The organism is Pseudomonas sp. 10S4, assembly GCF_034344865.1.
In the GTDB taxonomy this organism is placed as follows: Bacteria; Pseudomonadota; Gammaproteobacteria; order Pseudomonadales; family Pseudomonadaceae; genus Aquipseudomonas.
In genome coordinates this window covers 5,299,122-5,323,739 of record NZ_CP133774.1, presented here as the reverse complement: position 1 = coordinate 5,323,739, position 24,618 = coordinate 5,299,122, and the positions used below count along the sequence as shown (strand labels likewise).

At 59.7% G+C, this 24,618-nt stretch carries 20 protein-coding genes and 2 pseudogenes; 20 read left to right on the top strand and 2 right to left on the bottom strand.

Features of this window, described 5'->3' with window-relative positions:
• The first annotated feature begins 11 nt into the window (after positions 1-11).
• Genes RHM58_RS24975 through RHM58_RS24965 form a run of 3 tightly spaced genes read left to right on the top strand, consistent with a single transcriptional unit; the run spans position 12 to position 3,679 of the window.
• On the top strand, positions 12-1,028 hold the full coding sequence (locus RHM58_RS24975; RefSeq protein ID WP_201254969.1) for an iron ABC transporter substrate-binding protein: 1,017 nt from the start codon (positions 12-14) through the stop codon (positions 1,026-1,028).
• Between the two features lie 3 nt (positions 1,029-1,031).
• On the top strand, positions 1,032-2,630 hold the full coding sequence (locus tag RHM58_RS24970) for an ABC transporter permease (protein ID WP_201254968.1): 1,599 nt from the start codon (positions 1,032-1,034) through the stop codon (positions 2,628-2,630).
• Complete coding sequence (locus tag RHM58_RS24965) at positions 2,627-3,679, top strand: ABC transporter ATP-binding protein (protein ID WP_201203706.1); 1,053 nt, start codon at positions 2,627-2,629, stop codon at positions 3,677-3,679. The genes RHM58_RS24970 and RHM58_RS24965 overlap by 4 nt, the downstream gene beginning before the upstream one ends.
• Before the next feature lie 6 nt (positions 3,680-3,685).
• Here RHM58_RS24965 and RHM58_RS24960 read toward each other — a convergent pair whose 3' ends face one another.
• Entirely contained in the window at positions 3,686-4,624 is a 939-nt protein-coding gene (locus RHM58_RS24960; RefSeq protein WP_416195271.1) for a site-specific integrase, read from the bottom strand.
• A gap of 385 nt (positions 4,625-5,009) precedes the next feature.
• Between RHM58_RS24960 and arnB the strand changes: the two genes are divergently transcribed.
• The 10 genes and pseudogenes from arnB to RHM58_RS24910 all read left to right on the top strand — a co-directional run bounded on the left by arnB (position 5,010) and on the right by RHM58_RS24910 (position 16,077).
• Positions 5,010-6,158: a UDP-4-amino-4-deoxy-L-arabinose aminotransferase gene (gene arnB / locus RHM58_RS24955; protein ID WP_201203708.1), complete on the top strand. Its 1,149-nt coding sequence runs from the start codon at positions 5,010-5,012 to the stop codon at positions 6,156-6,158.
• Positions 6,155-7,175: pseudogene (arnC, locus tag RHM58_RS24950) on the top strand (undecaprenyl-phosphate 4-deoxy-4-formamido-L-arabinose transferase). The gene arnB and the pseudogene arnC overlap by 4 nt, the downstream one beginning before the upstream one ends.
• Positions 7,172-9,163 carry a bifunctional UDP-4-amino-4-deoxy-L-arabinose formyltransferase/UDP-glucuronic acid oxidase ArnA gene (gene arnA, locus RHM58_RS24945; protein ID WP_201203712.1) on the top strand — a complete coding sequence of 664 codons (1,992 nt, stop codon included), beginning with the start codon at positions 7,172-7,174 and terminating at the stop codon, positions 9,161-9,163. The pseudogene arnC and the gene arnA overlap by 4 nt, the downstream one beginning before the upstream one ends.
• A complete protein-coding gene (arnD, locus tag RHM58_RS24940) occupies positions 9,163-10,047 on the top strand; it encodes a 4-deoxy-4-formamido-L-arabinose-phosphoundecaprenol deformylase (protein ID WP_201203714.1) in 885 nt (294 codons plus the stop codon). The genes arnA and arnD overlap by 1 nt, the downstream gene beginning before the upstream one ends.
• Positions 10,044-11,692 (top strand): annotated as a pseudogene (gene arnT, locus RHM58_RS24935) (lipid IV(A) 4-amino-4-deoxy-L-arabinosyltransferase). The gene arnD and the pseudogene arnT overlap by 4 nt, the downstream one beginning before the upstream one ends.
• Positions 11,689-12,033 (top strand): 4-amino-4-deoxy-L-arabinose-phosphoundecaprenol flippase subunit ArnE, encoded by a 345-nt coding sequence (gene arnE / locus RHM58_RS24930; RefSeq protein ID WP_322268441.1) that lies wholly within the window; start codon positions 11,689-11,691, stop codon positions 12,031-12,033. The pseudogene arnT and the gene arnE overlap by 4 nt, the downstream one beginning before the upstream one ends.
• The gene (gene arnF, locus RHM58_RS24925; protein ID WP_201203717.1) at positions 12,030-12,443 is read left to right on the top strand and encodes a 4-amino-4-deoxy-L-arabinose-phosphoundecaprenol flippase subunit ArnF; all 414 of its coding nucleotides are present in this window, start codon (positions 12,030-12,032) and stop codon (positions 12,441-12,443) included. The genes arnE and arnF overlap by 4 nt, the downstream gene beginning before the upstream one ends.
• Positions 12,440-13,813: a UDP-glucose dehydrogenase family protein gene (locus RHM58_RS24920; RefSeq protein WP_201196867.1), complete on the top strand. Its 1,374-nt coding sequence runs from the start codon at positions 12,440-12,442 to the stop codon at positions 13,811-13,813. The genes arnF and RHM58_RS24920 overlap by 4 nt, the downstream gene beginning before the upstream one ends.
• Positions 13,786-15,414 carry an ArnT family glycosyltransferase gene (locus tag RHM58_RS24915; RefSeq protein WP_322268440.1) on the top strand — a complete coding sequence of 543 codons (1,629 nt, stop codon included), beginning with the start codon at positions 13,786-13,788 and terminating at the stop codon, positions 15,412-15,414. Before RHM58_RS24920 ends, RHM58_RS24915 begins: the two co-directional genes overlap by 28 nt.
• A 99-nt stretch (positions 15,415-15,513) precedes the next feature.
• The gene (locus tag RHM58_RS24910) at positions 15,514-16,077 is read left to right on the top strand and encodes a GNAT family N-acetyltransferase (protein WP_322268439.1); all 564 of its coding nucleotides are present in this window, start codon (positions 15,514-15,516) and stop codon (positions 16,075-16,077) included.
• Here RHM58_RS24910 and RHM58_RS24905 read toward each other — a convergent pair.
• Entirely contained in the window at positions 16,028-16,993 is a 966-nt protein-coding gene (locus RHM58_RS24905; RefSeq protein WP_322268438.1) for a LysR family transcriptional regulator, read from the bottom strand. The genes RHM58_RS24910 and RHM58_RS24905 overlap by 50 nt on opposite strands.
• Before the next feature lie 296 nt (positions 16,994-17,289).
• Here RHM58_RS24905 and argH point away from each other — a divergent pair, with 296 nt between their 5' ends.
• The 7 genes from argH to RHM58_RS24870 all read left to right on the top strand — a co-directional run bounded on the left by argH (position 17,290) and on the right by RHM58_RS24870 (position 24,613).
• Entirely contained in the window at positions 17,290-18,717 is a 1,428-nt protein-coding gene (gene argH, locus RHM58_RS24900; RefSeq protein WP_322268437.1) for an argininosuccinate lyase, read from the top strand.
• An 86-nt stretch (positions 18,718-18,803) separates the two neighbouring features.
• Positions 18,804-19,682 carry an amino acid ABC transporter permease gene (locus RHM58_RS24895; RefSeq protein WP_201254963.1) on the top strand — a complete coding sequence of 293 codons (879 nt, stop codon included), beginning with the start codon at positions 18,804-18,806 and terminating at the stop codon, positions 19,680-19,682.
• Positions 19,683-19,692: 10 nt separating this feature from the next.
• Positions 19,693-20,457 (top strand): amino acid ABC transporter ATP-binding protein, encoded by a 765-nt coding sequence (locus tag RHM58_RS24890; protein WP_127647236.1) that lies wholly within the window; start codon positions 19,693-19,695, stop codon positions 20,455-20,457.
• Between the two features lie 53 nt (positions 20,458-20,510).
• Positions 20,511-21,335, top strand: a complete 825-nt coding sequence (locus tag RHM58_RS24885; protein WP_201254961.1) for an ABC transporter substrate-binding protein — start codon at positions 20,511-20,513, stop codon at positions 21,333-21,335.
• 155 nt (positions 21,336-21,490) lie between these two features.
• Entirely contained in the window at positions 21,491-22,339 is an 849-nt protein-coding gene (locus RHM58_RS24880) for a polysaccharide deacetylase family protein (protein ID WP_201254960.1), read from the top strand.
• On the top strand, positions 22,332-23,219 hold the full coding sequence (locus RHM58_RS24875; protein WP_201254959.1) for a polysaccharide deacetylase family protein: 888 nt from the start codon (positions 22,332-22,334) through the stop codon (positions 23,217-23,219). Before RHM58_RS24880 ends, RHM58_RS24875 begins: the two co-directional genes overlap by 8 nt.
• Positions 23,216-24,613 (top strand): MmgE/PrpD family protein, encoded by a 1,398-nt coding sequence (locus RHM58_RS24870; protein WP_322268436.1) that lies wholly within the window; start codon positions 23,216-23,218, stop codon positions 24,611-24,613. The genes RHM58_RS24875 and RHM58_RS24870 overlap by 4 nt, the downstream gene beginning before the upstream one ends.
• The last annotated feature ends 5 nt before the right edge of the window (positions 24,614-24,618 follow it).

The window sequence follows — 24,618 nt, the reverse complement described above, 5'->3', positions numbered from 1 at the left end:
GCTGGCTCAGCATGACTACCCGTATTCCTTCTTTTCTGAAAAAAGCACTGCTGGCGACTGCATTGGTCAGCGCTGGGCACGTCTACGCCGCCACCGAGGCTGACGGCATCGTGGTCTACAACGCGCAGCACGAAAGCCTGACCAAATCCTGGGTCGAGGGTTTCACCAAGGAAACCGGGATCAAAGTCACCGTGCGCAACGGCGACGACACCGAAATGGGTAACCAGATCGTCCAGGAAGGCGCTGCCTCCCCGGCAGACGTATTCCTGACCGAGAACTCCCCGGCCATGGTCCTTGTAGAGAACGCAGGGCTGTTCGCCCCGGTTGCGCCAACCACCCTGGAACAAATTGGCTCACCTTATCGTCCGGCCCACGGTAAATGGGTTGGCATCGCCGCGCGCTCCACGGTGTTTGTCTACAACCCAGCCAAGCTGACTGAAGCAGATCTGCCAAAATCGCTGATGGACCTCGCCTCGCCGAGCTGGAAAGGCCGCTGGGCCGCGTCGCCAAGTGGCGCCGACTTCCAGGCGATCGTCGCTGCCGTGCTTGAACTCAAGGGTGAAGCCGCAACGCTGGACTGGCTGAAAGCGATGAAAGTCAACTCCACGGCTTACCGTGGCAACAGCGCGGTGCTGAAAGCCGTGAATGCCGGGCAAATCGACAGCGGCGTGATCTACCACTACTACCGCTTCGTCGATCAGGCCAAGACCGGCGAAAACAGCAAAGACACCAGCCTGCACTACTTCAAGCACAAAGACCCGGGTGCGTTTGTCAGCATCTCCGGTGGCGGTGTTCTGGCTTCCAGCAAACACAAGGAACAAGCCCAGGCTTTCCTGAAGTGGATTACCGGCAAGGACGGCCAGGCGATTCTGAAAAACGGCAACTCGTTTGAATACGCTGTGGGCCAGAACGCTGAATCGAACCCGAAACTGACGCCGCTTTCGCAACTTGACGCACCGGCCGTCGATGCCTCCAAGCTCGACAGCAAAAAAGCGGTGGAACTCATGACCCAGGCCGGACTGCTCTAATTGATGCCTGAAACACTGCCGTCGGGTATCGCTTCGGCGATACCCGCGAACTCACTAAGACGCTCCCGTGGCCTGTTTATTGGTCGCGGAGGCGCGTGGGTGACTGGTTTATCGGTACTGGTGTCGCTGTTGTCGCTGCTGCCGATTATTTTCGTGATGGGCGTGTCCTGGCAAACCGGCTGGGCCGCCATCGAGACGTTGGTATTTCGGCCGCGGGTAGCCGAATTACTGATCAACACCGTGATGCTGGTGGTGATCACCCTGCCCTTGTGTGTCGTATTGGGCGTTGCGCTGGCGTGGCTGACCGAACGCACCAACCTGCCGGGACGGCGTTGGTGGTCGCTACTGGCCACTGCGCCACTGGCCGTGCCGGCGTTCGTTCACAGTTACGCGTGGGTCAGCCTGGTGCCGTCGATTCATGGGTTACCGGCCGGCGTGCTGGTGTCGGTGATCGCTTACTTCCCGTTTCTTTATCTACCGGTTGCCGCGACCTTGCGCCGGCTCGACCCGGCCATCGAAGACGTCGCCGAATCCCTCGGACTCAAGCCCTGGGCCGTGTTTTTCCGGGTGGTGCTGCCGCAATTGCGCCTGGCCATCTGCGGCGGAGCGTTGCTGGTGGGCCTGCACCTGCTGGCTGAATACGGTCTGTACGCGATGATTCGCTTCGATACCTTTACGACCGCGATTTTCGATCAATTCAAATCCACCTTCAACGGCCCTGCCGCGAACATGCTGGCCGGGGTTCTGGCGCTGTGTTGCCTGGCCATGCTGACCGCCGAATCGGCTGCGCGCGGCAGCGCTCGTTACGCCAGGGTTGGCTCAGGCAGTGCTCGGGATCAGCGCATCGTGCGTCTGGATGCCAACACCACCCTGCTCGCCCTCACGCTGCAAATCGTGACTTGCGCTCTGGCGTTGGGCGTTCCATTGATCACTCTGAGCAAATGGCTGATCGCCGGGGGCAGTGAAGTCTGGCAGGCGGCTGATTTGCTGCCGGCCCTGCAACAGACTCTGCTGCTGGGTGTCGCTGGCGCAGCCCTCACCACCTGTGCGGCGATCCCGATTGCCTGGTTGTCGATCCGCTCGCCGGGCCGTCTGCAACGAGTATTGGAAAGCTGCAACTACATCACCAGTTCGTTGCCCGGCATTGTGGTTGCCCTGGCCTTGGTGACGGTGACGATTCACTTTGCCCGGCCGATCTACCAGACCACCATCACCGTGCTGCTGGCTTATCTGCTGATGTTTCTGCCCCGGGCACTGGTGAGTTTGCGTGCCGGCATCGCTCAGGCACCGGTGGAACTGGAGAACATGGCCCGCAGCCTCGGTCGATCCCCCGGCCGGGCTCTTTGGCTGATCACCTTGCGCCTCGCGGCTCCGGGTGCTGCTGCCGGCGCCGCGCTGGTGTTCCTGGCGATCACCAACGAGTTGACCGCCACCCTGCTGTTGGCACCGAACGGCACACGCACCCTGGCCACCGGATTCTGGGCCATGACCAGTGAAATCGACTACGCGGCGGCAGCGCCCTACGCGTTGATCATGATCTTGCTGTCGTTGCCACTGACCGGCCTTCTTTATCACCAATCCAAACGCACGGCTGGCCGATGAACGCCCTCGAACTGAACTCGATCCACAAATCCTTTGGCACTCAGCGCGCCCTGGAAAACATCAACCTGTCGGTGCCAACTGGTAGTCGAACGGTGATCGTCGGGCCGTCCGGTTCAGGCAAAACCACCTTGCTGCGGATGATTGCCGGCTTCGAATTCCCGGACTCGGGCAGCCTCTCGCTCAACGGCCAGATACTGGTCGACGGCACGCATTCGGTACCGGCGCACCAGCGTTTGATCGGTTATGTGCCCCAGGACGGCGCCTTGTTCCCGCACATGACCGTCGCCGCCAACATCGGTTTCGGCCTGGCGGACAAGGGCCCGACCCGGCAGGATCGTATCGCCGAACTGATGGACAGCGTCGCCCTGGATTCGAACATGGCCAAGCGTTGGCCCCATGAACTGTCTGGCGGTCAGCAACAACGGGTTGCCCTGGCCAGGGCATTGGCCCAGCAGCCACGACTGATGCTGCTGGATGAACCATTCTCGGCGCTCGACACCGGGTTGCGCGCAGCCATGCGCAAAATGGTCGCCCGCCTACTCGCAGATGCCGGCGTGACCACCATTCTGGTGACCCACGATCAAAGCGAAGCGTTGTCGTTTGCTGATCAGTTGGCGGTGATGCGTCAGGGCCGGCTGGTGCAATCAGGCCATCCGATGGATTTGTACCGCTACCCGGACGACGAGCAAACCGCGCTGTTTCTCGGCGATGCGGTGGTCATGCCTGCGCGGATCGAGGCCGGCTGGGCCCATTGCGACCTTGGCCGTATTCCGGTCAATAGCCCGGACCGCAACGGCTCGGCGCAGATCATGCTTCGACCCGAGCAATTACAGATCAACAGCTCGCCAACAGATTCCCTTGGCTGTCCTGGCGTGGTCACCGATCGCGACTTCGGTGGCAACACCTGCACTTTGACGGTGGAGTTGCTGCCCGGTAAATCCGAGCCGGGCCGATCATTACTGGTTCGCAGCTCCGGCATGCACGCCCCGCCGGCTGGCAGTGCCGTTCATGTCACAACGCTCGGTAATGCCCATGTGCTGACTGGCTGACATCGCTCACAGGTCAAAGCGGTCCACCGCCCGGCGGCGCTCATTGTCATCGCGCACGTCATAGTTGGCGGTGGTCTGGATATTGCTGTGGTGGGCCAGTTTCTGGGCTATCGACAGATCGTGCTCTTCGATCACTCGGGTGATGAATGAGCGCCGGAAGTCGTGGGGCATAATCTTCACCCCGACCTGGGCGCCGCGCTGCCTGGCGATGTAATAGATCGCATGTTTGGTGATGCGCTCGCGGGTAATGTGGCTGCCGCGGCGGATGCGGTTGAACAGGAATGGATCGTCCTCCTGGCCTTCCCCTAATTGCGAACGGCGTAACTCCAGCCACGCCTCCAGTTTGGCGAACGCCCAGGCCGGCGCGTACTTGATCAACTGTTTGTTGCCCTTGGCGGTGACCCGCAAGCTGCGCTCGGTGAAATCCACTTGGTTCAGGTCCAGGTTCACCGACTCCGATTTGCGCATCCCCGAACCATACAGCACCGCAATGATCGCCGCGTCCCGCAGCCCTTGTGGCCGCGGATCGGCGGCACAGACCTCCATTAGTTCTTTGATCAGCGAGCGCTTGAGGTTGCGCCCTTGGGCGAGCCGCGTGCCGGCAATGCCTTTGACTGAGCGCATTTTCAGTAAGTGCTCCTGGCTGATCAGGCTCATGCGCCAGGCTTCGTTCATGACCCCGCGCACCGCGTTCACATACAGCGAAGACGTATTAGGCGCGTAACCATCAGTGCGCAAAGCAGCCACTAACGCCACGACGTCCTCAGGCTGGAGTTCGTGCCAGGGAATTTCCTCTATGTTCATGTCTTCAAAACCCAGTCGATCCGCCGCGTCTTGCAAAACATACCGCATGGTTAGTTGACTGGACTGCGCAAGGCGGGTCAGATATAGGGCCAGCGGGTTGGCTTTGGTAGCTATGGAGTCGGTAGCAGATAAGTCAATCAAACGAAAAAACCTTGAATGAAAACGGTTCAACACAACAACTAATGAGTTTTACTACTTGCTGTAAGGGGTTGCGCTCCGAACGCAAGCCACTGATAAGGCGCGATAAACGGTAGAAGTCTGAACTTTGGCTGTCTGAACTTCAGAAAAACGATTCACCGACCGGTTTTTCATGTCCCTTTCACATTTTCGCGCTTAATCTGAACGGATCGGATAGCCATCGATTCTCAATTCCAACCTGACGAGCAAGGAGCCGAAAGTCAACCACGTAATTTGTCACATTTCCGCGGTAACTAATTGATGCAGCTTTCGTTTTAGCGTCTACGCTTTGAGTGGATCCAAACTTTTACAGCTGAAATTCCGTTGACGCTTCAGACCCGAGGTCCCCATGAGTCAGGCTTTTCTCCCCTTCTCTCGCCCCAGTATCGGCGATGAAGAAATTGCGGCCGTCGAGCAAGTATTACGCTCCGGCTGGATCACAACCGGGCCAAAAAACCAGGCACTGGAAGAACACTTCGCCAACTACGTCGGTTGCAAGCATGCCGTGGCATTGTCGTCCGCTACCGGTGGCATGCACATCACCTTGCTGGCCCTGGGCATCGGCCCCGGGGATGAAGTCATTACCCCGTCCCAGACGTGGGTGTCCACCGCCAACATGATCTGCCTGTTGGGGGCAACACCGGTTTTTGTCGATGTCGATCGCGACACCCTGATGACCGACCTGCAAAGCATTGAAGCGGCGATCACGCCCCGTACCAAGGCGATCATTCCGGTGCATTACGCCGGCGCGGCGTTCGACCTCGATCCGCTCTATGCCCTGGCTGACAAGCACGGGATCGCCGTCATCGAAGACGCGGCCCACGCGGCCGGCACTTTCTACAAAGGTCGTCACGTCGGTTCCCAAGGCACGGCGATCTTCTCGTTCCACGCGATCAAGAACATGACCTGCGCCGAAGGCGCGATGTTCGTCACCGACGATGAAGCCCTCGCCACTCGTGTGCGTATGCTCAAGTTCCACGGTCTGGGCGTTGACGCCTACGATCGACTGACTGGCGGGCGCAAGCCGCAGGCCCAGGTTATCGAGCCAGGCTTCAAGTACAACCTGGCCGACATCAATGCCGCCATCGCCCTGGTGCAACTGGAGCGACTGGACGAAATCAACGCCAAACGCACGCAACTGGCCCAGACCTACTTGCAGCGCCTGGAAGGCCTGCCCGTGCAGCCGTTGACCATTCCGACGTATCCGCAACAACACGCCTGGCACCTGTTCATTCTGCGTATCGACGCCGAACGTTGCGGGCTGGATCGTGAAGCGTTCATGAAGGCTTTGCAGGAACAAAATATCGGAACAGGCATTCACTTTATTGCCACGCACCTGCACACCTATTATCGTCAACGTTTCCCGGACATCTATCTGCCCAATACCGAATGGAACTCGGCGCGGCTGTGTTCGATTCCCTTGTTCCCCGACATGACCACCGACGACGTTGATCGCGTTGTTGGTGCCATCGAAAACATTATGGACAGAAGCCTTTGAGACCTTATCCAATCAACTGCGTGTCGATCGTTATTCCGGTCTACAACGAAGAAGAAAGCCTGCCCGAATTGTTGCGTCGCACCGAAGCAGCCTGCGCGCAACTGACCCACGAGTACGAAATCGTGCTGGTGGACGACGGCAGTCGCGACAATTCGGCGCAACTGCTCGAAGATGCTGCCAATCGTCAAGGCAGCCACGTCGTGGCGGTCATTCTCAACCGCAACTACGGTCAGCGACGCGGCGATCATGGCCGGTTTCGAACAGTGCAAGGGCGATGTGGTCATCACCCTCGACGCTGACCTGCAGAACCCGCCCGAAGAAATCCCGCGACTGGTGGCCCAGGCCGAACTCGGTTATGACGTGGTCGCCACCGTGCGCAACAACCGTCAGGACTCGGCCTTGCGCCGCTGGCCATCGAAGTTGATCAACCTGGCCGTGCAACGTTCCACCGGCGTGGCCATGAGCGACTACGGCTGCATGCTGCGTGCTTACCGCCGCACCATCGTCGACGCAATGCTCGCCTGCCGCGAACGCAGCACCTTCATTCCAATCCTTGCCAACAGTTTCGCCCGGCACACCACGGAAATCCTGGTGACCCACGCCGAACGTGAACACGGCGAATCCAAGTACAGCCCGATGCGTCTGGTCAACTTGATGTTCGACCTGATCACCTGCATGACCACCACCCCTCTACGTCTGCTCAGCATCGTCGGCTTCTGCATGGCGGGCCTTGGCGTACTGTTTGCCATTGCGCTGATCGTCTTGCGCCTGGCCTTCGGCTCTGGTTGGGCTGGCGGCGGTACCTTCGTGCTGTTCGCCGTGCTGTTCGTCTTCACCGGCGGCCAATTCATCGGCATGGGCCTTCTGGGTGAATACCTGGGCCGCATGTACAGCGATGTTCGGGCGCGTCCACGGTTCTTCATCGAGAAGGTCCTGCGTAACGAACCCGCTTCCCCTGCTCCCGTTGTTACCGTTGACGGTCTCACTTCCACTTCTTCAGATCAGGTTCACTCATGAGCGCAAAAGCTGTTGTCTTCGCCTACCACGATATCGGCTGTGCCGGCATTGAAGCCCTGTTAAACGCAGGTTTTGAAATCGGCGCGGTATTCACCCACGCCGATGATCCGAAGGAAAACGCCTTCTACGGCTCCGTTGCGCAACTGTGCGCTCGCAAAGGCATCCCGGTTCATGCGCCGGAAGATGTCAACCACCCGCTGTGGATCGAGCGCATCGCCAAGCTCAACCCTGAGTACATTTTCTCTTTCTACTACCGCAATCTGCTGAGCGAGCCACTGCTGGCCACCGCCAGCAAAGGCGCGTTCAACCTGCACGGCTCGCTGCTGCCAACCTACCGTGGTCGCGCACCGGCCAACTGGGTGCTGGTCAACGGCGAAACCGAAACCGGCGTGACCCTGCACCGCATGGTCAAACGTGCCGATGCTGGCGCAATCATCGCTCAGCACAAGGTCGCCATCGACCGTGCCGATACCGCCCTGAGCCTGCATGGCAAACTGCGCGAAGCCGCCGCTTCCCTGCTGCGTGACACCCTGCCAGCCCTGCTGCAAGGCAAAGTCACCGAGACCGCCCAGGACGAATCCAAAGCTACCGTGTTTGGTCGCCGCACTCCGGCCGACGGCAAACTGGTCTGGAAGAAACCGGCTGAAGAGCTGTTCAACCTGGTTCGCGCTGTTACTCAGCCATACCCGGGCGCGTTCTGCGCAGTGGGCGAGCACAAACTGATTGTCTGGAGCGCTGAAGTCGCCAAGGGCAACGAAGGTCAAGCACCTGGCCGTGTAATCAGTGTTGATCCGCTGCGCATCGCTTGCGGCGAAGACTCGCTGGTCATCACTTCCGGTCAGCGTAACGATAACGGCCTGTACCTCAGCGGCCCGCAACTGGCTGCTGAACTGGGCCTGGTAGACGGTTCAGTATTGCGCGGTGCCGAATCCGGCCGTGCTCCACGTCGTACTCGCGTACTGATCCTGGGCGTCAACGGCTTCATCGGTAACCACTTGTCCGAGCGCCTGCTGCGTGACGACAAGTACGACGTCTACGGCCTGGACATCGGTTCCGACGCCATCGAGCGCCTGCGCAGCCACCCGAACTTCCACTTCGTGGAAGGCGATATCAGCATTCACTCCGAGTGGATCGAATATCACATCAAGAAGTGCGACGTGGTCCTGCCGCTGGTAGCCATCGCAACGCCAATCGAATACACCCGCAACCCGCTGCGCGTATTCGAACTGGACTTCGAAGAGAACCTGAAACTGGTTCGCTACTGCGTCAAGTACAACAAGCGCGTGATTTTCCCGTCGACCTCCGAAGTCTATGGCATGTGCCAGGACAAGAACTTCGACGAAGACACCTCGAACCTGATCGTTGGTCCGATCAACAAGCAGCGCTGGATCTACTCGGTCTCCAAGCAACTGCTGGACCGCGTGATCTGGGCTTACGGCGCCAAGGGCCTGAACTTCACCCTGTTCCGTCCATTCAACTGGATGGGCCCGCGTCTGGACCGTCTGGATTCGGCCCGTATCGGCAGCTCCCGTGCCATCACCCAGTTGATCCTGAACCTGGTGGAAGGTACTCCGATCCGTCTGTTCGACGGTGGCGAGCAGAAGCGCTGCTTCACTGACATCGCTGACGGCATCGAAGCCCTGGCACGCATCGTCGACAACGAAAACGACGCGTGCAACGGTCAGATCATCAACATCGGCAACCCGGAAAACGAAGCCAGCATCCGTCAGTTGGGCGAAGAGCTGCTGCGTCAGTTCGAAGCGCACCCACTGCGTGCCAACTTCCCTCCGTTCGCCGGTTTCCGCGACGTGGAAAGCAAGGCGTTCTACGGTGCCGGTTACCAGGACGTGGAACACCGCAAGCCAAGCATTGCCAACGCCAAGCGCCTGCTGGACTGGGAGCCTACCGTTGAAATGAGCGAAACCATCGGCAACACGCTGGACTTCTTCCTGCGCGAAGCCATGCTCGAAATCGCGGACAAGCGCTAATGCAGGCAGGCCTTCGTATCGATGTCGACACCTACCGAGGCACCCGTGAAGGGGTGCCCCGGTTGCTGGAAATGCTCGATGAGGCTCAGGTCAAGGCGACGTTTTTCTTCAGCGTCGGGCCGGACAACATGGGGCGCCACTTGTGGCGCCTCATCCGCCCACAATTCCTCTGGAAGATGCTGCGTTCCAACGCCGCCGGCCTGTATGGCTGGGATATTTTGCTGGCCGGCACTGCCTGGCCAGGCAAACCCATTGGTCGCGACCTCGGGCACCTGATGCGTCAGGCCCGGGACGCCGGTCATGAAGTCGGCCTGCACGCCTGGGATCACCATGGCTGGCAAGCCAACGCCGGGCGCTGGAGCGATGCGCAATTGATCGAGCAGATTCGCCGGGGCGTTGATTGCCTCAGCGATATCCTCGGGCAAAAAGTCGACTGCTCGGCTTCTGCCGGTTGGCGGGCTGACGAGCGTGTGATCGAAGCCAAGCAAGGTTTCGGCTTTCGCTATAACAGCGATTGCCGGGGCCAGAGCCTGTTCCAGCCGACATTGGCCGATGGCCGCCTCGGTGCGCCACAAATCCCGGTGGACCTGCCTACCTTTGACGAGGTGGTCGGTCCGACCGTGGTTGCCAAAGATTTCAACGCTTTCATCCTGGACCGCTTTACCCCCGAAAAACTGAACGTCTACACGATCCATGCCGAGGTAGAAGGGATTCTGATGGCCAACGATTTTCGTCAGCTGCTGGCCGATGCACGCCAGCGCGACATTCATTTCCAACCCTTGGGCGACTTGTTGCCCGAGTCACTCGCTACCCTGCCGGCCGGCCGCGTAGTTCGCGGCGCCCTTGAAGGCCGTGAAGGCTGGCTGGGAGTGCAAGGCGCATGAGTAAACGCTGGGCATTACCGGTGTTGCTGGTCGTTATGCTGCTTGCCTATCTGTTGCCGTTGGGTACCCACGGTTTGTGGATTCCCGACGAAACCCGCTACGCCCAGATCAGCCAGGACATGCTCCTGAGCGGCAACTGGGTGTCGCCGCATTTCATGGGCTTGCGCTACTTTGAAAAACCGGTGGCTGGCTACTGGATGATTGCCATCGGCCAGTCGTTGTTTGGCCACAATCTGTTCGGCGTACGTTTCGCCTCAGCCCTGACCACCGGGCTGAGCGTGTTGCTGTGCTATTTGATCGCCCGACGCCTGTGGAACGACCCGCGCAAAAGTTTTGCCTGCGCTTTGCTGTACATGAGTTTCACCGTCATCGCCGGCCAGGCCGGTTATGCCAACCTCGATCCGCAATTCACCTTCTGGGTCAACGCAAGCCTGGTTGCCCTGTGGTTTGCACTGGACAGCAAGAGCCGTGGTCAGCGCCTGTTGGGCTGGGCCGCGTTGGGGCTGGCCTGCGGCATGGGGTTCATGACCAAGGGTTTTTGGCCTGGCTGCTGCCGGTGCTGATCGCCTTGCCGTGGATGATCTGGCAAAAACGCTGGCGTGAACTGCTGGTCTACGGCCCGGTTGCTGTGGTCGTGGCCATCGTAATCAGCCTGCCGTGGGTCTTGGCCGTGCACTCTCAGGAGCCCGACTTCTGGCGGTTCTTCTTCTGGCACGAACACATTCAGCGCTTCGCTGGCGAAGACGCCCAGCATGACGCGCCTTGGTGGTATTACCTGCCGCTGCTGGTCGCGTTCAGCCTGCCTTGGGCGGTGTTGCTGCCAACGGCGTTGAAACAAGCCTGGCAGAGCCGTCGCCAGGCGAGCATCGGCTTTCTATTGTTGTGGATGGTTATGCCGCTGATTTTCTTCAGCCTGAGCAAGGGCAAATTGCCGGCCTACATCCTGCCCTGCCTGTTGCCCTTGGCGCTGTTGCTCGGCAACGCGCTGGCGGACCGTTTGAAGCTTGAACAAGGTCGGGCGCTGGGAATCAACGGTTTGCTGAACCTGGTGATGGGCGTCGTCGTATTGCTCGCGCTGGTCTACGTGCAACTGAAGAAGCCGGTGTACGAACTTGAGCTGCATCATCTGATTCTGGTGTTTATCGCGCTGATCGGCTGGATCATGGCCAATTTGCTGCAAGCCTTCCGGCCCCTGCAATGCTGGGCAGCACCGGCGTTTGGCAGTCTCATCCTGATCGGACTGATACCCGCAGGACTGCCCAACTCGGTGGTCTCCAACAAGATGCCTGACCAGTTCATCCTCGAACACGTTCAGGAACTGGGTCAGACCGGCCAACTGCTGAGCAATGATCTGGGCGCAGCGGCAGCACTGTCCTGGCGCCTGGGACGTCCACAAGTGGCGCTGTACAACACGGTCGGCGAGCTTAAATACGGCCTGGACTTTCCTGACACCGGCAATCGACGGATCACCACGGATCAGGTGCAACAGTGGATGCAAGAAGCTCGCAAGACCGGTTCGGTCGGCGTGGTCATGCGGGTCAAGGGTGACGACGAACTGCAAGAACTCGAATTGCTGCCTAAAGATGGCAAGCGCTATGAGCAAGGCAATCTGGTGATTCTGATCATCCCTCAGGATGCGTCATGAGCCTGATTCTGTTGCTGACCGCGTGCCTGCTGACCTGCCTGGGCCAGGTGGCCCAGAAGTGCGCAGTGGAAAGCTGGCGCGGTAAAACGACCGGCTTGGGCGAGAAACTTCGCTCGCCGTGGCTGTGGCTGGCGTTGTTCTCGCTCGGTTTTGGCCTTCTGGTCTGGCTGCTGGTGTTGCAGCGCCTGGAAGTCGGTGTCGCCTATCCGATGCTCAGCCTCAATTTCGTACTCATTACCCTGGTCGCCCGCTTCGTCTTTCACGAAACCGTCGACCGTCGCCATTGGCTGGGCGTCGTACTGGTAATCGGTGGCGTGGTTTTGCTGGGGCAACAAACATGAACCTGCGCCGTGGAATTACCTTTGCCCTGGGCAGCGTCATGTTGGCCAGCGCCGCCCAGCTTGGCATGCGCTGGAGCATGAGCCGCCTGCCGCACCCCGATCAATGGCTGACAGCTCTGAGCAATGGCAGCGTCGACCTGACCGCCATCGGCGTGGTGCTGGCGGCGATCCTTGCCTACGCGCTGTCGATGCTCAGTTGGCTGCTCGCTCTGCGGGACGTGCCACTGGGACGGGCCTATTCGCTGCTCAGCATCAGCTATGCGCTGGTGTACCTGCTGGCCGCTAGTCTGCCGGCATTTAACGAACATTTCAGTCTTGCAAAAAGCCTCGGGGTGGCCCTTGTCATCCTCGGGGTCATCACCATCAACTCTCGACCTGCTCGCGCACCTGTTCTTAGGAATGCCCCATGAAAATCAGTGTATTTGGTAGTGGTTACGTTGGCCTCGTTCAGGCTGCCGTTCTGGCCGAAGTCGGCCACGATGTGATCTGCATGGACATCGATGCCAAAAAGGTGGAATTGCTCAAGCAAGGCCATGTCAGCATTTTTGAACCGGGGCTGGCCAGTCTGGTCAAGGAAAGCCTGGAGGCCAAGCGCCTGCAGTTCACCACCGATGAAAAACTTGCCGTGCAACATGGCGAAGTGTTGTTCATCGCCGTTGGTACACCGTCCAGTGAAGACGGTTCGGCAGACCTGAGCTACGTGTTGTCGGTCGGTGATGCGGTAGCCCGCCACCGCGTGCAGCCAGTGATCCTGGTGGAAAAATCCACCGTTCCGGTTGGCACCGGCGACACCCTGCGCGCACATATCCTGGGCAAACTGGACGGCCGCGAACTGGAGTTCGATATCGTCTCCAACCCGGAATTCCTCAAGGAAGGCACCGCCGTTGCCGACTGCCGCCGTCCGGACCGCATCATCGTCGGCTGCGAGCGTGACGAAGTACGTGAAGTGATGCGCGAGCTCTACGCGCCGTTCAACCGCAACCATGACCGCATCATGTTCATGGACCTGCGCAGCGCCGAGCTGACCAAGTACGCCGCCAACTGCATGCTGGCGACGAAAATCAGCTTCATCAACCAGATCGCCGAGCTGGCCGAGCACCTGGGTTGCGACATCGAATCCGTGCGTCTGGGCATCGGTGCCGATCAGCGCATCGGCTATCACTTCATCTATCCGGGCTGCGGTTACGGCGGTTCGTGCTTCCCGAAAGACATGCGCGCACTGATTCACAGCGCCGAGGAAGCGAACTGCTCCAGCGACCTGCTGCAAGCGGTGGAAGCAATCAACGAGCGCCAGAAACACAAGCTGTTCGAGCGCGTCAATGCGTTCTACAAGGGTGATCTGGCTGGCAAGACCTTCGCCTTGTGGGGCCTGGCGTTCAAGCCGAACACCGATGACATGCGCGACGCACCTAGCCGCGTACTGATGGAGTCGCTGTGGGCGGCGGGCGCCAATGTACGCGCGTTCGACCCGGAAGCGATGCAGGAAACCCAGCATTTGTATCCGCACGAATCGAAGCTGGCGCTCATGGGCACACCGGAATCGGTACTGACCGGCGCCGATGCGCTGATCATCTGCACCGAGTGGCAACAATTCAAGGCGCCGGATTTCGACCTGATCCGTGAGCGCCTCGCAGCACCAGTGATTTTCGATGGCCGCAACCTGTATGACGCAGAGCGCCTGGCGCGCAGCGGCTTCCTGTACTTCCCGATGGGTCGCGGTGAATCTCGCAAACTGCCGATTCCTCATCAGCAATGGCCTTCCGCACCTGTGGTTGCCTGACGGTGGTGGTTCAACCAACCGACATGATCCGCCGACAGTCCCTGGTTCTGGGGCTGTTGGCACTGCTGTTGTTCATGGTCGGGGTTTATCAGCAGACGGCAATCGGCTTTGATTCGCGGTTCGTGTTGTTTGCCCAGGAAATGCTGCGCCACGGACCGACGTTTTTCCCGACCACCTATGGTCAGCCTTACGCTGACTATTCGGCGGTGACCACCTTGTTCATCTGGTTGCTATCGCTGCCATTCGGACAGGTGAATGCGTTTAGTGCCTGGCTGCCGAGTGCGATTGCAGGTTCCGTAATCGTTACGTTGATGTACCGGCTGCTGGCGCCCTACTCCACTCGCTGGGCGTTGCTGAGCATCGCCCTGCTGTTGCTGACCAACACGTTTGTCACCGAAACACGGGCAGTGTCCCTGGACCTGATGCTCGCCGCGGTGGCGTTTTCCGTGTTCTACCTCGGTTATGCCGCAGATCAATTCGGTGCTCCCCGTCGCTGGTTGCTGATTTTTGCCTTGCTGCTGCTGGGCTTCGGGATCCGTGGGCCGATTGGCCTGGTAGTGCCTACCGGCATGTTGTGCAGCTACTTCCTGCTCAATCGTCAGTGGCAACGGTTGTTCGGCTTCGGACTACTCGCGGCCGGACTGCTGGTGGTGTGTGTCGGTTTGCTGTTGCTGCTGGCCAAGATCAGCGGTGGTCCAGCCTTCATGCAGGATGTCATTCGCATGCAGTTCATGGGGCGCATGGATGGCAGTGAGGGCGCCAGCGATTCGCTGTATTACTTCACCAGTTCAATGGGCAACTATGCGCTGGCCTATCCATTGGGCTTGTTGGCGCTGGCCGCCATTTGCCTGACCACACCACGCGAAGCCGGGCCGCAACTGCGCCTGGTGCTGTACTGCGCGGCCGCCGGGTTGATCGTGATGGTCGGCCTGTCGATTCCCCTGGCGAAAAAAGCCCGTTACGTGCTGCCGATGCTGCCAATGGCAGCGATCATCGCGGCGTATCCGTTTCAGGCGACTCGGGGCCGTTTGTTCAGCGCCTTGCGTGGTGTGATGCAAGGGTTGTGGCTGCTGATCCCGGGCTTGTTGATCGTCGCATTGGTGATTGGCCAGCGGCGCTTCCCCGAACAGCTCACTGGCCTGGCGCCGGTATTGATCGTGCTCGGCGTGCTGCAAGCGATAGCCATCGCCGCGCTGTTCCGGCCTGCATGGCGGGCGCAAGCACTGGCGTTTTGCGCAGTACTGGGGCTGTGGTCGGTTTACATCCTGGTGTTCGAACCAGTGGAGCGTCAGCTCTACGATTCGCGCAGCTTCAGCCGTGCGGCTTTTGCACAGGTTCAGCAGGAACCCGCTCCGCTGGTGTTGTTTGGCATGGGTAAAGATGCCAAGGCGATCAAGTTTATGGTCAATATCGAACAAGACCTGCAACCGGTCTTCACCGAATCGGCTCAGGACTTGGACAGTATCGCGGCGCCTGCCTGGGTGATCATGGATCAGAACGACTACAAGGCCTTGAAAGGCACGTCGTTGGGAATGTTGGAACCCGCGCTAACTGGACGTTTTGATAAAAACGATTACGTCTTGCTGCATCTCAAACCCTGACGCGATCCATGTAGGAGCTACCGCAGGCTGCGATCTTTTGACCTTTTAAGATCAAAAGATCGCAGCCTTCGGCAACTCCTACGCATTTATCATGCCCGCATGAACATCATCACCCTCCGCCGTGCCCAACCCACCGACGCAGACTCCCTCCCCGCCATCGAGCGTTCGGCAGCGGCGTTGTTTCGCGCCGACCCTGCACTCGCCTGGTTAGCCGACGCTTCGGTCACAGACACACAACAACACCTGCACGCCATAGAAACCGCAGATGTTTGGGTCGCGCAATCCGCCGATGGCGCACTTACGGGGTTTCTCAGCGCCATTGAAGTCGACAACCAACTGCATATTCAGGAACTGTCTGTCAGCCAACACTTTCAGGGCCAGGGTATTGGTCGAAAGTTACTTCTGACGGCGATTGAATGTTCGCGAAAACGAGAACTCTACGGTCTGACCCTGACCACGTTTCGCGACCTGCCGTGGAATGAAGCGTTTTATCAACGCTTGGGCTTTGAAACACTAAGCCACGCATATCTGGACTCACGTTTAACGGCGGTATTGAGCAACGAAGTCGCCCACGATTTGCCTGCCGAACGGCGTTGCGCAATGTGTTTAATCCTCAGGCCGGCACCTTTAAATCGACCCCCAGCGCCAGGGCAAACGCCTTGACCAGCGGGCTGCGTACAGTGTTGTGCCGCAGGATCAGATTGAACGGCGTCACGATGCTGATCAGGTCCGGGCGGACCGCCCGAAACTGTCCTTGGGCCACCAGGTTTAGAGCGTAATGTTGCGGCAAGAAGCCCACAAAACGGCCGGTCTTGACCAGCAGCGCTACAGCTTCCACCTGGGTCGCCGAGGCTGAAAAGCTGTCGTAGTGGGCGAAATTCAGTTTGTCGCGGTGTATCGCGTAACGGTGGTTGATGCACTCGTAGTCCTTGAGCACATTGGTGCCGATCTCCGCCTCTGGCACTGAGAACAACGGATGCCCGACCGCGCAGTAAACCTCGGAGCGTTCTTCATACAGCGCGTAGTAATCGAACTCCTCCCGTCGTTGATAAACCGGCACGATCCCCGCGACTAGTCTTCCCTCCACTACGCCACGTTCAACTTCATCCAGTTGCGAAGCTTGAATTTGAAACCTTACTCTCGGCGACTCCTCATTAATTCGTCTAAGCGCTGCAACTAACGGCGAATTAGGATCGGAGATGGTGTTATCAATAACCCCTACACCAAAGTCGCCAATCAGTTCATTCTGCGCAGAACTAAGGCGATCACGAAAGTTATCGACCGAGGCAAATAAATCAATTGACGCCTGATACACCAGACGCCCTTCTTCGGTCAGGTGAAACCCCTCTCGACCGCGGGTGCAAAGGCGCATGCCGATGCGAATCTCAAGGTCGGAGATCTGTTTGCTGATGGCTGCCAGGCCCACATTCAGCTCGTTCTGGGCGGCGCTGAAGCCGCCGGCCTCGACCACGGCCTTAAACACTTTGAGCAATTTAAAGTCCAGACCACTGAGCGCCAACGGTGCCCGATGAGGCGGTTTTGGCGGCGGGTTTCCGGAATTGGAAAGTGGGGTTTCCATAATGCTTATTTACCTCTGACGCCCTATTCAACACTCTGTGTCCAACAACAAAAATAACGCTGGCTAATAATAATGAACACAGAAAACCAGGCTTGGCAACCGCTAATAAATTCCGTACCTGAGTGCCAACTCACTGATTCCGCACCATTAAAAGCTGACACTTCGATCAGCTCTCGTAACGATGAAACTGCCCTCTTGAAAACTGCTTTGGCCTAACCACGCCCGAATAATTTCCGGCGAGTGTTCAGGGCTTTACAGACCGTATTCAGTTCGCTTTACCGACGAGGAAAATAACAATGTCTCAAACCACCGACCGTCTCTGGGGTGCTCGCTTCAAAAGCGGCCCGTCCGAAGCCCTGGCGGCCCTGTCCCGTTGTCCTGAGCGCTACTTTCGCCTCACCCCATACGACCTGGCCGGTTCCAAGGCGCATGCCGGGGAACTGCAACGCGCCGGTCTGTTGAGCGAGCAAGAAACCCAGACCATGCTTGGCGCTCTGGATCAGATCGGCGCTGACTTCCGCGCCGGCAGCATCGCCCCGACCCTGGACGATGAAGACGTCCACACCTTCATCGAACGCCTGCTGACCGAACGCCTCGGCGCCCTTGGCGGCAAGCTGCGTGCTGGCCGCTCGCGTAACGACCAGACCGCCAACGACCTGCGCCTGTTTCTGCGTGATCACGTCCGCACCCTGGCCGTTGAAGTGTTGGCCTTGCAGCAAGCGCTGGTGGATCAGGCAGAACAACACATCGAAAGCATCTGCCCGGGTTTCACCCACTTGCAGCAGGCGCAACCGATCGTTTTCGCTCACCACTTGCTGGCTCACGCCCAATCGATGCTGCGTGACGTACAACGCCTGGTGGACTGGGACGTGCGCACCTCGCTGTCGCCACTCGGCGCGGCGGCCATGGCCGGTTCCGCCATCGCTCGCCTGCCGCAGCAGTCCGCGAAGGAAATGGGCTACAGCGGCGTGTGCGAAAACTCCATCGACGCTGTAGCCAGTCGTGACCACGTCGCGGAATTCCTGTTTATCGCCAGCATGCTCGGGATCAACATTTCCCGCCTCGCCGAAGAGTTTTGCCTGTGGTCGTCACGGCAATTTCGCTGGGTCGCACTGGACGATGCCTACGCCACGGGCAGTTCGATCATGCCGCAGAAGAAGAACCCCGACATCGCCGAACTCGCCCGCGGCAAGTCCGGTCGCATGATCGGCAACCTCACCGGCCTGCTCACGACCCTCAAGGGTCTCCCGCTCGCGTACAACCGCGACCTGCAGGAGGACAAAAACGGTGTGCTCGACAGCGTCGACACCCTGCTGCTGGTACTGCCGGCCATGGCGGGGATGGTCGCGACCATGAAGGTCAACGTTGAAGAACTGCGGCGCCAGGCGCCATTGGGCTTCACCCTCGCTACCGAAGTCGCCGACTGGCTGGCCATGCGCGGCGTGCCGTTCAAGGAAGCCCATGAAATCACCGGCGCGCTGGTCCAGGCCTGTGAGAAACACGACATCGAATTGTGGGAAGCCTCCCCGGCGCTGCTGGCCGAGATTGATCCACGCCTGACCCCGGAAGTGCGCGACAGCCTGACGCTGGAAGCCGCCATCGCTGCACGCAGTGGCTGGGGCGGCACCGCGCCGCAACAGGTGCGCGAGCAGATCGGTCGCTTGAAAACCGCCCTCGCCGCCCAGCAGCAGTGGACCGAGAGCTATCAGGGCTTTCGTCTTTAAGCCAAGACGAAGCACCTGTGGGAGCGAGCTTGCTCGCTCCCACAGTGATCGTGCCGATCTGAAATACCAGTGTACGGAGAAACATCATGAGCCAGACTCAGGCAGAACGACTCCAGGCGGAGCGCAAACTGGCGGACAACCAGTTCGATATCACCCAGTACCACCATGTGCCACGGCGCTATTACGGGCGGATTTTCTTCGCCACCGTGATCGTCATCGCCATTCTCGGCCTGGTCCGCGCCTTTGCCGAAGGCAAGATCGAATGGTCCTACATCGGCCAGTTCGTCACCTCGCAGGCGATTATGTGGGGTTTGTTCAACACCATCGTCATGGCAGTGTTGGCAATGGCGCTGGGCATCGTCTTCGGGGTGATTACTGCGATTATGCGCATGTCGGCCAACCCGATCCTGCGCTACGTGGCGGTGACCTACACCTGGCTGTTCCGCGGTACGCCGCTGATCCTGCAACTGCTGTTGTGGTTCAACCTGGCGCTGATTTTTCCTACCATCGGAATCCCTGGCCTGTTTGAACTCGACACCGTGAGCCTGATGACGCCGTTCGTGGCCGCCCTGCTCGGCTTGAGCATCAACCAGGGCGCCTACACCGCTGAAGTGGTGCGCGCCGGCCTGTTGTCGGTGGACACCGGCCAGTACGAAGCCGCCAAGTCGATCGGCATGCCGCGCTTGCAGGCGCTACGCCGGATCATCTTGCCGCAAGCCATGCGGATCATCATTCCGCCAGTCGGCAACGAGTTCATCGGCATGGTGAAAATGACCTCGCTGGCGAGCGTCATCCAGTACTCGGAACTGCTCTACAACGCCCAGAACATCTACTACGCCAACGCCCGGGTCATGGAGTTGCTGATCGTCGCCGGTATCTGGTACCTGGCCGCCGTCACCGTTCTGTCCTTTGGTCAAAGCCGTCTGGAGCGTCGTTTCGCTCGCGGCGCCGGCAAGCGTTCTTGAGGAATCCGACATGAGAAGCATCGTCAAGGCTGTGAGCCTGAACAAATATTACGACCAGTACCACGCGCTCAAGGACATCAACATCGAAGTCGAGCAAGGCGAAGTGCTGTGCATCATCGGCCCGTCCGGCTCGGGCAAAAGCACCTTGCTGCGCTGCGTCAATCAGCTTGAGAAAATTGATAAGGGCGGCCTCTGGGTCGACGGCGAGCTGGTGGGTTACCGCGTGGTCGGCAACAAACTGCACGAGCTCAACGAATCGCAGATCGCCCGGCAACGCCTGGCCACCGGCATGGTGTTCCAGCGCTTCAACCTGTTCCCGCACATGACTGTGCTGCAAAACATCATCGAAGGCCCGTGCCAGGTGCTCAAGCGCTCGCCCAAAGAAGCGCACGAAGAAGCTTTGGAATTACTGGCCCGCGTCGGCCTGGCCGACAAACGCAACAGCTACCCGATTGAACTCTCTGGCGGCCAGCAGCAACGGGTGGCGATTGCCCGCGCCCTGGCGATGCGGCCCAAGCTGATGCTGTTCGATGAACCCACTTCGGCACTCGACCCGGAACTGGTCGGTGAGGTGCTGTCGGTGATGCGCGATCTGGCGCAAACCGGCATGACCATGATCGTCGTCACCCATGAACTGGGCTTCGCTCGCGAGGTTTCCAACCGCATGGTGTTTATGGACGGCGGGCAGATCGTGGAGGCTGGAAGCCCCGAAGAAATACTAATAAGCCCACAAAACCCGCGCACCCAAAGCTTCATTTCTGCCGTTCGAACCTAGGTGCCGTGCTTGGAAAACAAGAGCCGCCTCACAACACTCATAAGAGAACGACCATGAAGAATTTCGTTATTCCAGCAGTACTCGCCGGCCTGATGGCTTCCAGCGTCACGTTTGCCGCCGAGTTGCCGGCCAGCATCAAGGCCAAGGGCGAGATCGTCGTAGCGATCATGCCGAACTATCCGCCGATGGATTTCAAAGACCCGGCCACCAACACCCTGACCGGTTTGGACTACGACCTGGGCAACGCCCTGGCCGAGCGCCTGGGCGTGAAGATCAAATGGCAGGAAACCGGCTTCGAGCAAATGATCAACGCGCTGACCACTGACCGCGTCGACATGGTCCTGTCGGGGATGACCGACACTGTCGAACGTCAGGCCAGCGTGACCTTCGTCGACTACTTCACCAGCGGCCCGCAGTTCTACACCTTGCAGAAAAACAAGGACACCAACGAGATCACCGACCTGTGTGGCAAGAAAGTCGGCACCAGCCGACGCACCACCTTCCCGGCGGAGATTGCTGAATACAGCAAGGCTCACTGTGAAGCAGCCGGCAAACCGGCGATTGTGGTGGTCGGCACTGAGGGCTCGGCGGATGCCCGTGCGCAACTGCGTCAGAGCCGGATCGATGCGGCGATGCAGGGTAGCGAGACCTTGTCGTACCTGAAGACTCAGGAAAAGGACACCTACAAAACCGTAGGCCAACCGATTTCCGTGCAGTTCTCCGGCATGGGTTTGAGCAAGAAAAAGCCTGAGCTGAGTGAAGCGGTGAAAGTGGCGTTGCAGAGCATGATCGATGACGGCAGCTACCAGACCATCCTGAAGAAATGGGACCTGGAACTGGGTGCGATCAAAACGGTGACCATCAACGCCGGCAAATAAACCTGCAAGGGATGGATGCTTGCCCTGTAGGAGCGAGGCTTGCCCGCGAAGAGGCCGTCACATCCAACATCGCCGTTGACTGACACACCGCCTTCGCGGGCAAGCCTCGCTCCCACAGGGTTCGTCGTTTACTTATAAATTGTTGGAGCGCAAAGATGTCCTCCTCACCCCAACCCACCTGGCCCGACCAGCACAAAGCCTGTCTCGCCCTGGCCTTCGACCTCGATGGCCCCACCGGCGATGCGATGCTTAACGGCTCGATCTGGCACAAGCCCGAGTACTTTGGCTTCGGCGGGTACGGGCCCTACCGCGCCCTGCCGCGAATCCTCGATTTGCTCGACGCGTTCCAGATCCCGACAACGTTCTTCGTCCCGGCCTGGGTCGTGGAGAACTGGCCGAAACAGTGCCAGGCGATTGTCGAGCGCGGGCATGAGGTGGCGTACCACGGCTACAAACACGAATCCTTTTACGCCCTGACGCTGGATCAGCAAAAGGACGTGATGAAGAAATCCCGCGAGGTGTTCTGGAAGCACCTGAACATCCGCGCCGAAGGTTTTCGCACGCCGTCCGGCGACTGGCGCGCCGAAACCCCGGCGATGCTGGTGGAGGCCGGCGTGACCTATTCCAGCAGCATGCGCGGCGATGACCGCCCGTACCTCGTCAATGTTCCCGGCTTCGACACACCGCTGGTGGAAATCCCCGGCCGTTGGGAAATGGACGACTACGCCTCCCTCGCCTACACCCGTGCGCCGGACTTCCCTTCCGGGCTGGACCGCACCGCAAGCTACGAGCTGACCCTGGACAACTGGCGCCGCGAATACGACGGCGCCATGAACGAAGGGCTGTGCCTGACCACCCTGTTCCACCCCAAAATCACCGGCAAACCGGGACGCATCCTGTTGCTGGAAAAACTCTTCGACCACATGCGCCAGCGCGATGACGTGTGGTTCGCCACCTGCCGCGATGTCGCCCAGTGGTGGCTGAAGGAGCATCACCATGGTTGATTCCACAGCCTGGCCCGACGGCTATCGCTGCGCCGTCGTATTGACCGTCGATTACAACGACATCCACGGCATCCTGACCCAGGCTCCGGAGGTCGCCGGGCGTGACAAGACCCTGTCCGTCTGGCGGTACGGCAGCCAACGCGGCGTCGACCGTTTGCTCGGGTTGTTCGCAGAACTCGGCGTCACCAGTAGCTGGTGCATTCCCGGCATCGTCGCCGAGGAAAACCCCGAGCATATTCGGGCGATCCAGGCCGGTGGACATGAGATTGCCTGTGCCGGGTATCGCCATCAGAACTACGACAATCTTTCCCTGGCCGAGCAAAGCGCCGAGATCGCCAAGGGCTGCGAAGCCTTGACCACGCTGACCGGCCAACGGCCGACCGGGTTTCGCATCCCGGCCGGCAACGGTGCGCCGGGGTTTATCGAGGCGTTGCGGGATCAAGGTATCCGCTGGTCTTCGTCGTGGCGAGGCGATGATTTGCCGTTCTCTCACCCTACGGCGCCCGAGGTGATCGAGTTGCCGCTGCATTACGAACTGGAAGACGAACCTTACTTCGCCTTCAACCTCAGCCCGGCCGTGCCACCGGCGCAATCGCGAATCGCCTCCTACAGCCATACCCTGGGCAACCTGCAAATGGACTTCGCCGGGTTTCACCGATTCGGCCTGTGTTACGTACTGCGACTGCACCCGGAAATCATCGCAACGCCAGGACGCATCGGCGTGTTGCGCGAGTTGCTGGAAGGGATTCAGCAGCACAACGACGTTTGGATCGCCACGGCGGGCGAAGTATCGAAGTGGTGGGCGGATTCGGCGGCGGCTGTGGCCGAAGATCACCCGGCGGCTGTTTACGAGCGGCATTATCGGGATTACGGGGTATGAGCGAGCAAGATCAAGAGATCGCAGCCTTCGGCAGCTCCTACAGTGGGGTGCTTCGAATGGAGCACCTGGCGCAGTTTTGTGTCGATACGCGATTTGAGGATTTGCCGGTGGCGCTGGTGGAGCGAGCCAAGCGGCATATTCTCGATACCTTCGGCGCGACCCTGGCCGGGGCTGGCAGTGAAGTGGCGAAACAGGCACGGGCAGTGTTTGAAGGTGAAACCGGCAACACGCCGGTCTGGGGCACCGATTGGCGGGTCGGTGCTGCGCAGGCGGCGATGCTCAATGGCATCGCCGCCCATGCCCTGGAACTGGACGATACCGGTGGCTGCGATCATTCCGGCGCCGTCGTGCTGCCGGCAATCATGGCAGCAGTGTCGATGTCGGAAAGAATCGTCAGCGGCCGGGAGTTCATCACCGCCGTGGTCATTGGCTATGAAATCGGCCGTCGGGTGCTGGAAGCCTGCGGCAGCTACTCGGCGCATAACGGCGCTGGCTGGCACTCCACAGCAACCTGCGGCGTGTTCGGTGCAGCGGCGGCGAGTGCACGGATTCTCGGCCTCGATGCGGCACAAACCTTGTCAGCACTTGGTATCGCCGGCAGCTTCAGCGGCGGACTTTGGGCGTTCATTCATGACGGCTCGCAAAGCAAAAAACTCCACAGTGGTCGAGCGGCCGAAGGTGGTTTGCTGGCCGCACGCTTTGCCCAGTGCGGCATCACCGGGCCGACGAAGTTGTTTGAAGACGTCTGGGGTGGATTTCTCAAGACGCTAGCGGGTAATACCGCCGTGCCTGAGGCGCTGGACGCTGACTTGGGCCGGGTATGGAAACTCGCCCGCTGCTCGATCAAGCCTTACGCGGCGTGCCGCGGGACGCACTCGGCGATTGATGCGCTGGGGCTGTTGCTGGCGCAGTTGCAGGTCAGCGCTGATCAAGTCGAAGACATTCAGGTGTCGCTGTGCGGGTTTTTGCAGGACATGTGCGGCGGGCAGGAAGTCGCCAGTCTGGCGGCAGCGCAGATGAGTTTGCGGTATGCGCTTGCGGCGCGGCTGGTCCTGGGGCATTGCCGGTTGGAAGCGTATGACGAGGCTCAACGCAGCGACCCACGAATGGCGCACTGGATGTCGCGTATCCGGCTTGAAGTGGACTCGCAACTGTCAGAGGATGGCGAGCCCGTCGTGAGCGTGCGGACCGTGGACGGTCGGCAGGCGAGCCTGTGTGTTGAGGTGCCGTTGGGGGCGCCGGGGAATCCGTTGAGTGATGGGGCGCTGGAGGAGAAGTTTTTCAGTCTGGCTGAGCGAGTGATGTCGCGGCACCAGGCTGAAGAATTGCTTGAGCAGTTGTGGCGGGTTGAAGAGTTGGAATCGGTTTGCCTGCTTGATCGGTGGCTGACATGAGAAAG